Source organism: Rhodopseudomonas sp. B29 (assembly GCF_000333455.1).
GTDB lineage: Bacteria > Pseudomonadota > Alphaproteobacteria > Rhizobiales > Xanthobacteraceae > Rhodopseudomonas.
The window spans coordinates 1-5,303 of the sequence record NZ_BADD01000222.1; the positions used below are offsets into that span (position 1 = coordinate 1).

The following is a 5,303-nucleotide window of genomic DNA, read 5'->3' on the forward strand; positions in this document are numbered from 1 at the left end:
CGATGGGGAAAATCGATGAGAACGAGCGTGATTTTGGCGGCTGTTCTGTTGTCGACTGCGGCTGTGGCGCAGACGCCTGCGCCGCCGATGGTCGGCGATCAGCCCCTGGTGCAGATCAAGCCGAAACCCAAGGGCGCAAAGGGGCTCGCCAAACCCGCCCAGGCCGCTGCCTCGGCGCCCGAAGCGGCTGCTCCGGCTGCGACCGCGCAGCCCGCCGCTGCGCCGAAGCCGGCGCGGTCGAAATCGGCCAAACCGGCCGGCAGCCCCTCGGTCGCAAACAAGCTCCAGGCCTGCTTGGAAATCGAGGACGGCACCAAGGAGCGGCTCGACTGTTACGACGCGGTGTTTCCGCCCAAGCCGGCCGCGAAGGGCGCTAAGCCGAAGGCCGCGAAGGCCGTTGCCGAATGCCGCTTTCGAAAGGAAGAGGACGAGCGCCTCGCCTGCTACAACGGCTTCGCCGATTCGATCCCGAAGCTGCCGAAGAGCTGAGAGAACGCGTTCCGCCGGATGCTTGGTCGGCACAGGCCGGCTCAGGCGTTGAGACCGACTTGGCCGCCCTTGGGATAACGTTCGCCGGAGGCCGCGCCTGCCGGCAGCGCCTCGCGGATGGCTGCGAGGTCCGCCTCGACGAGCACGATGCTGCTTGCGCCGATGTTTTCATCAAGCCGAGCGATCCGCTTCGTTCCCGGGATCGGAATGATGTCGTCGCCCTGGCCTAGCAACCAGGCGAGCGCGAGCTGCGCCGGCGTGCAGCCCTTGGCCGCCGCAAGCTGCTTGACGATTTCGACCAGCCGCAGATTGGCATCGAATTTCTCGCCGACGAACCGCGGCGACGAACGGCGATAATCGTTGGCGGGCAAGTCGTCCGCGCGGCTGATCGCGCCGGTCAGCATGCCGCGACCGAGCGGCGAATAGGCAACGAAGCTGACGCCGAGCTCGCGGCAGGCTGGCAGTACTTCGGCTTCCGGATCGCGGCTCCATAGGCTGTATTCACTCTGCACCGCTGCGATCGGATGCACCGCATGGGCGCGGCGCAGTGTTCTGGCCGAGCACTCCGATAATCCGATCGCCCGCACCTTGCCGGCCTCGATCAGCCGCGCCATTGCGCCGATCGTGTCCTCGATCGGCTGCTCGGTGTTGATGCGGTGCGCGTAGTACAGATCGATGGTATCGACGCCGAGCCGCTGCAACGAGGCATCACAGGCCGACGCGATATAGGCCGGCGAATTGTCGATACGGCGATCGAACACGGTCTCGCCGCGGACGATGCCGAACTTGCTGGCGACGCGGACGTCGCGATGACGGCGCAGGAACGCCGACAGCAGCCGCTCGTTGTGGCCATTGCCGTACATGTCGGCGGTGTCGTACAGCGTGACGCCGAGTTCGTAAGCATGGTCGAGCGTATGCAGCGACGCCTCGTCGTCGGTCGGGCCGTAGAATTCCGACATTCCCATGCAGCCCAGACCAATCTCACCGACTTCGATCCCGCTGTGACCGATGTTTCGCTGTTTCATCGCGCGTTTCCTGCGTTGTCGCCAGCGGATCATACTATCGGAAATTTGCGGCATCGCTGCGACGCTGTGGCCGCAATCTCTCCGGCGAGAAGGGATAGTCATCGGTCCAAGCTGTTGCTAATCATCAGCGAAATTCAAAGGGATCATGCTAGATGTCGCATCGTTTGCTCGTTTTCTATGGCTCCTATCGCAGCGACCGGATGGGAATCCGGCTGGCTGATTATCTGGTCCGCGAATTGGCGGCGCGCGGCGACGATGTCGAACTGATCGACGCCAAGGCGGTGGGGCTGCCGATGCTCGACCGCATGTACAAGGAATATCCCAAGGGTGAGGCACCAGCGGCGCTGGAAGATCTCGCTCAGAAGATCCGCGACGCCGATGGTTTCGTTTTCGTCACCGGCGAATATAATTGGAGTGTTCAGCCCGGGTTGAAGAACCTGACCGATCATTTCCTGGAGGAATGGTTCTGGCGTCCGGCGGCGATTGCCAGCTATTCGGCCGGCCGGTTTTCCGGCGTGCGCTCCGCCACGGCTTGGCACGGCATCCTGAGCGAAATGGGCATGGTGGTGATCTCCTCGACGCTCGGCGTCGGCCCGATTTCGCAGACGCTGGACGAGACGGGCGCGCCGATCGGCGAGGGCGGCAAGGCGCTGGCGCGGGCGTTCCCGCGGTTCGCCGACGATCTCGGCTGGTGGGTCGAAGCCGCCAAGGCCCAGCGTGCCAAACGCGCGCCGCCATATTGAGCCGAGGGGCCGGAGGGCTTACATCGGCAGCATGTCCAGCCTGACCTCGCCAGCGCTCACCGACGCCGATATCGGTCTGCTTGTCCGCACCTTCTACGCCCGCGCCCGCGAGGACGAGTTGATCGGCCCGATCTTCGGCCGTGCCGTCGCCGACTGGGATCACCACATCGCGCAGATCACCGATTTCTGGTCGTCGATGCTGCTCAAGACCGGGCGCTACGGCGGCCGGCCGATGCGGCCGCATCTGATGCTCGGCCTCGATCCTAAGCATTTCGATCGCTGGCTGAGGCTGTTCGAAGCGACCGCAAACGAACTGTTCGCGCCGGAACTCGCCGCCGAGTTCATCATCCGCGCCCGCCGCATCGCCGACAGCTTCGAGATGGGCATCGCCACGACGCAAGGCCGCGTGGCTGCACCAAGGCATAGTGTGTAGTTCAGTCTCTCTTCTTGTCATTCCGGGGCGCTCACGTCGTGAGCGAACCCGGAATCTCGATCTGTCTCGGCACGGTGCTCCACCGCGCGAGATTCCGGGTCTGCGCCCTGCGGGCGCATCCCGGAATAACAGTGGAAGGCGTAATTACTTTGCTACCTTGTCCTGCGTCTTGATGTCGAAATCGCCGGCGTCATGGCGTTCGTGCAGTTGGTCTGACGGTTCGCCGGTGACTCTGTTGACCTTGCGGCCGCGCTTCACAGCGGGGCGCTCGAAGATCGCCTTGGCCCAGCGCTGTACGTTGGTGTAGCTCGCGACATCCAGGAAAGTGGCGCTGTCGTTGTACTGCCAGCCGAGCGCCAGGCCGCCGTACCACGGCCACACCGCGATGTCGGCAATCGTGTAGTCGCTGCCTGCAAGATATTCGGTCTCGGCGAGACGACGGTCGAGCACGTCCAGCTGCCGCTTCACCTCCATGGCGAAGCGGTTGATCGGATACTCCCACTTCTCCGGCGCATAGGCGTAGAAGTGGCCGAAGCCGCCGCCGAGATACGGCGCCGAGCCCATCTGCCAGAACAGCCAGTTCAGCGTCTCGGTGCGCCCGGCCAGGTCGGTCGGGATGAAGGCGCCGAACTTCTCGGCGAGATAGAGCAGGATCGAGCCGGATTCGAACACGCGGATCGGCGGGTTGGCCGAGCGGTCGAGCATCGCCGGGATCTTCGAATTGGGATTGACGTCGACAAAGCCGGACGAGAACTGATCGCCGTCGCCGATCTTGATCAGCCAGGCGTCGTATTCGGCACCCTTGTGGCCGAGCGCGAGCAGCTCTTCGAGCATGATCGTCACCTTCTGGCCGTTCGGCGTCGCCAGCGAATACAGCTGCAGCGGATGCTTGCCGACCGGCAGCTCCTTGTCATGCGTCGGCCCGGCGATCGGCCGGTTGATCGACGCGAACCGGCCGCCGTTTTCCTTGTCCCAGGTCCAGACTTTGGGCGGCGTGTAGGGGGCGTCGGTCATTGCGGGCTCCTTGGGATGAGGTGGGTGGTTTTGAGGTGGGGTAGACGGCGGGAGTTGAGACAATGGCGACACCACGGCGCTTTGCAAGGGGAGGGAGCGAATGCTGCCATGCACGACTGCGCGAGGTGTCGGACAAGCGGGAGAAATGAAGGGCAGTGCGGCCGCCAAACTGTATGCCGTCATCCCCCGCGCATGCGGGGGACCTAGTATTCCAGAGCGCATGCTTGCTGCTCAGTGCTCGGCCACGGACGCCCTGGGATACTGGGTCGCCCGCTTTCGCGGGCGATGACACTGAGGGGGAGGCAATGCTCTGCGCTATATCGAGCTGCCGAAATGATCGTCGTATTCCTACACTCAGGCACCGATGAACTAACTCAACGCCTTTGCCATCGCGAATAATTGTGTGTCTCCGGTCTGCTACCATTGCAATTCCGCCCCGCTGCCTAAGATAGCAGTGAGGCCTGGCGGAGGAGCGCACATGACACGGTGGTGGATCGTAGCGGTAAGCGGGCTGTTGAGCGCGCCGGCGTTTGCGGGCGGAGCGGCGTTTGTAGACGGCACCTGGAGCGGCAAGGGCGTGTTTCAGATGGGCGGGGAGGTTCATACCTGTCCGGACATCGTCATGCGCTTCAAAGGCGACGACAAGAGTTACGTCGTCGACGAGGCATCGATGACCTGCGACGGACTCGGCACGCAGAAATTCACCGAGGTCGACAAGTTCAAGATCGAAGCCGACGGCAGCATCGTCTTTGTCGAAGGCACCGCGACGGCGTTGAAGCCGGGCACAAAGGTTGGTTCGGTGAAAGGCGGTACGCTGGTGACGCTGAATCCGATCGACGCCGTCAAGATCGACGATATCCGGATGCGGCTCGACGGCGACTATCTGTTCTACGACCAGATCGCCAGCGAGCCGGGCAAGACCCCGGACTACGCGCTGCTGGCGATCATGACGAAGAAGAAGATCGAGGAAAAGAAGTAGCAGGCTATCAGAAGAGCAGGGCGTGGGCACGGCGCTGTGCGCCTTTGCCCAGCCTGCGGACTCATGCTGGCGCCGTCTCCAATTGGCGCTGTGGGAACGGACGGAAGGCGGCGACGATCAGCATGGCGGTGAGGCCCATGCCGCAGGCGGCCAGATACATCGGCGCGTAGCTGCCGAAGCGGTCGTAGATCAGCCCGCCGACCAGCGGCCCGGTCGACATGCCGAGGCTGCCGGCCATCGAGATGCCGCCGATGATCGTGCCCATCATCCGCAGCGGGAAATTCTCGCGGATGATCACCGCGTAGAGCGGCATGGTGCCAGCATAAATGAAGCCGACCACCACCGCCACGGCGTAGAAGCCACCCAGCGAGCCGACGAACGCATAGGACGCGACGCCGAGCGCCTGCGCCAAGAGGCCGAGCACCAGCACGCGCTGGGCGCCGAAGCGGTCGCCGGCAAGGCCGAAGCCGATGCGGCCGAACATGCCGGAAAAACCTTCGACGCTGTAGATCGACACCGCGGCGATCATCGGGATGCCGCAGGTCACGGCGTAGCTGACGGTGTGGAAGATCGGCCCGGAATGCGTCGCGCAGCAGAAGAAATTCGCCAGCAGCAGGGTG

7 protein-coding genes are annotated in these 5,303 nt (G+C 63.8%); 4 read left to right on the forward strand and 3 right to left on the reverse strand.

Annotation, left to right across the window (positions count from 1 at the left end; all coding sequences use genetic code 11):
• The first annotated feature begins 15 nt into the window (after positions 1-15).
• On the forward strand, positions 16-489 hold the full coding sequence (locus I5M_RS07820) for a hypothetical protein (protein ID WP_031335819.1): 474 nt from the start codon (positions 16-18) through the stop codon (positions 487-489).
• Positions 490-530: 41 nt separating this feature from the next.
• Here the strand turns inward: I5M_RS07820 and I5M_RS07825 are convergent, their stop codons facing one another.
• Positions 531-1,514 (reverse strand): aldo/keto reductase, encoded by a 984-nt coding sequence (locus I5M_RS07825; protein WP_031335820.1) that lies wholly within the window; start codon positions 1,512-1,514, stop codon positions 531-533.
• A gap of 152 nt (positions 1,515-1,666) precedes the next feature.
• Between I5M_RS07825 and I5M_RS07830 the strand changes: the two genes are divergently transcribed.
• Together I5M_RS07830 and I5M_RS07835 are read left to right on the forward strand one after the other, a co-directional pair.
• Complete coding sequence (locus tag I5M_RS07830) at positions 1,667-2,257, forward strand: NADPH-dependent FMN reductase (RefSeq protein WP_022720893.1); 591 nt, start codon at positions 1,667-1,669, stop codon at positions 2,255-2,257.
• Positions 2,258-2,288: 31 nt separating this feature from the next.
• Positions 2,289-2,690, forward strand: coding sequence for a group III truncated hemoglobin (locus tag I5M_RS07835; protein ID WP_022720894.1), 402 nt, complete (start codon positions 2,289-2,291; stop codon positions 2,688-2,690).
• A 144-nt stretch (positions 2,691-2,834) separates the two neighbouring features.
• Here I5M_RS07835 and yghU read toward each other — a convergent pair whose 3' ends face one another.
• On the reverse strand, positions 2,835-3,704 hold the full coding sequence (yghU, locus tag I5M_RS07840) for a glutathione-dependent disulfide-bond oxidoreductase (RefSeq protein ID WP_022720895.1): 870 nt from the start codon (positions 3,702-3,704) through the stop codon (positions 2,835-2,837).
• 478 nt (positions 3,705-4,182) lie between these two features.
• On the opposite strand from yghU, the gene I5M_RS07845 reads away from it, so the two are divergent.
• The gene (locus I5M_RS07845) at positions 4,183-4,683 is read left to right on the forward strand and encodes a hypothetical protein (RefSeq protein ID WP_022720896.1); all 501 of its coding nucleotides are present in this window, start codon (positions 4,183-4,185) and stop codon (positions 4,681-4,683) included.
• 61 nt (positions 4,684-4,744) lie between these two features.
• On the opposite strand, the gene I5M_RS07850 is transcribed toward I5M_RS07845, so the two are convergent.
• Positions 4,745-5,303 (reverse strand): MFS transporter (locus tag I5M_RS07850; RefSeq protein WP_022720897.1); only part of this gene is annotated, 559 nt, incomplete at its 5' end.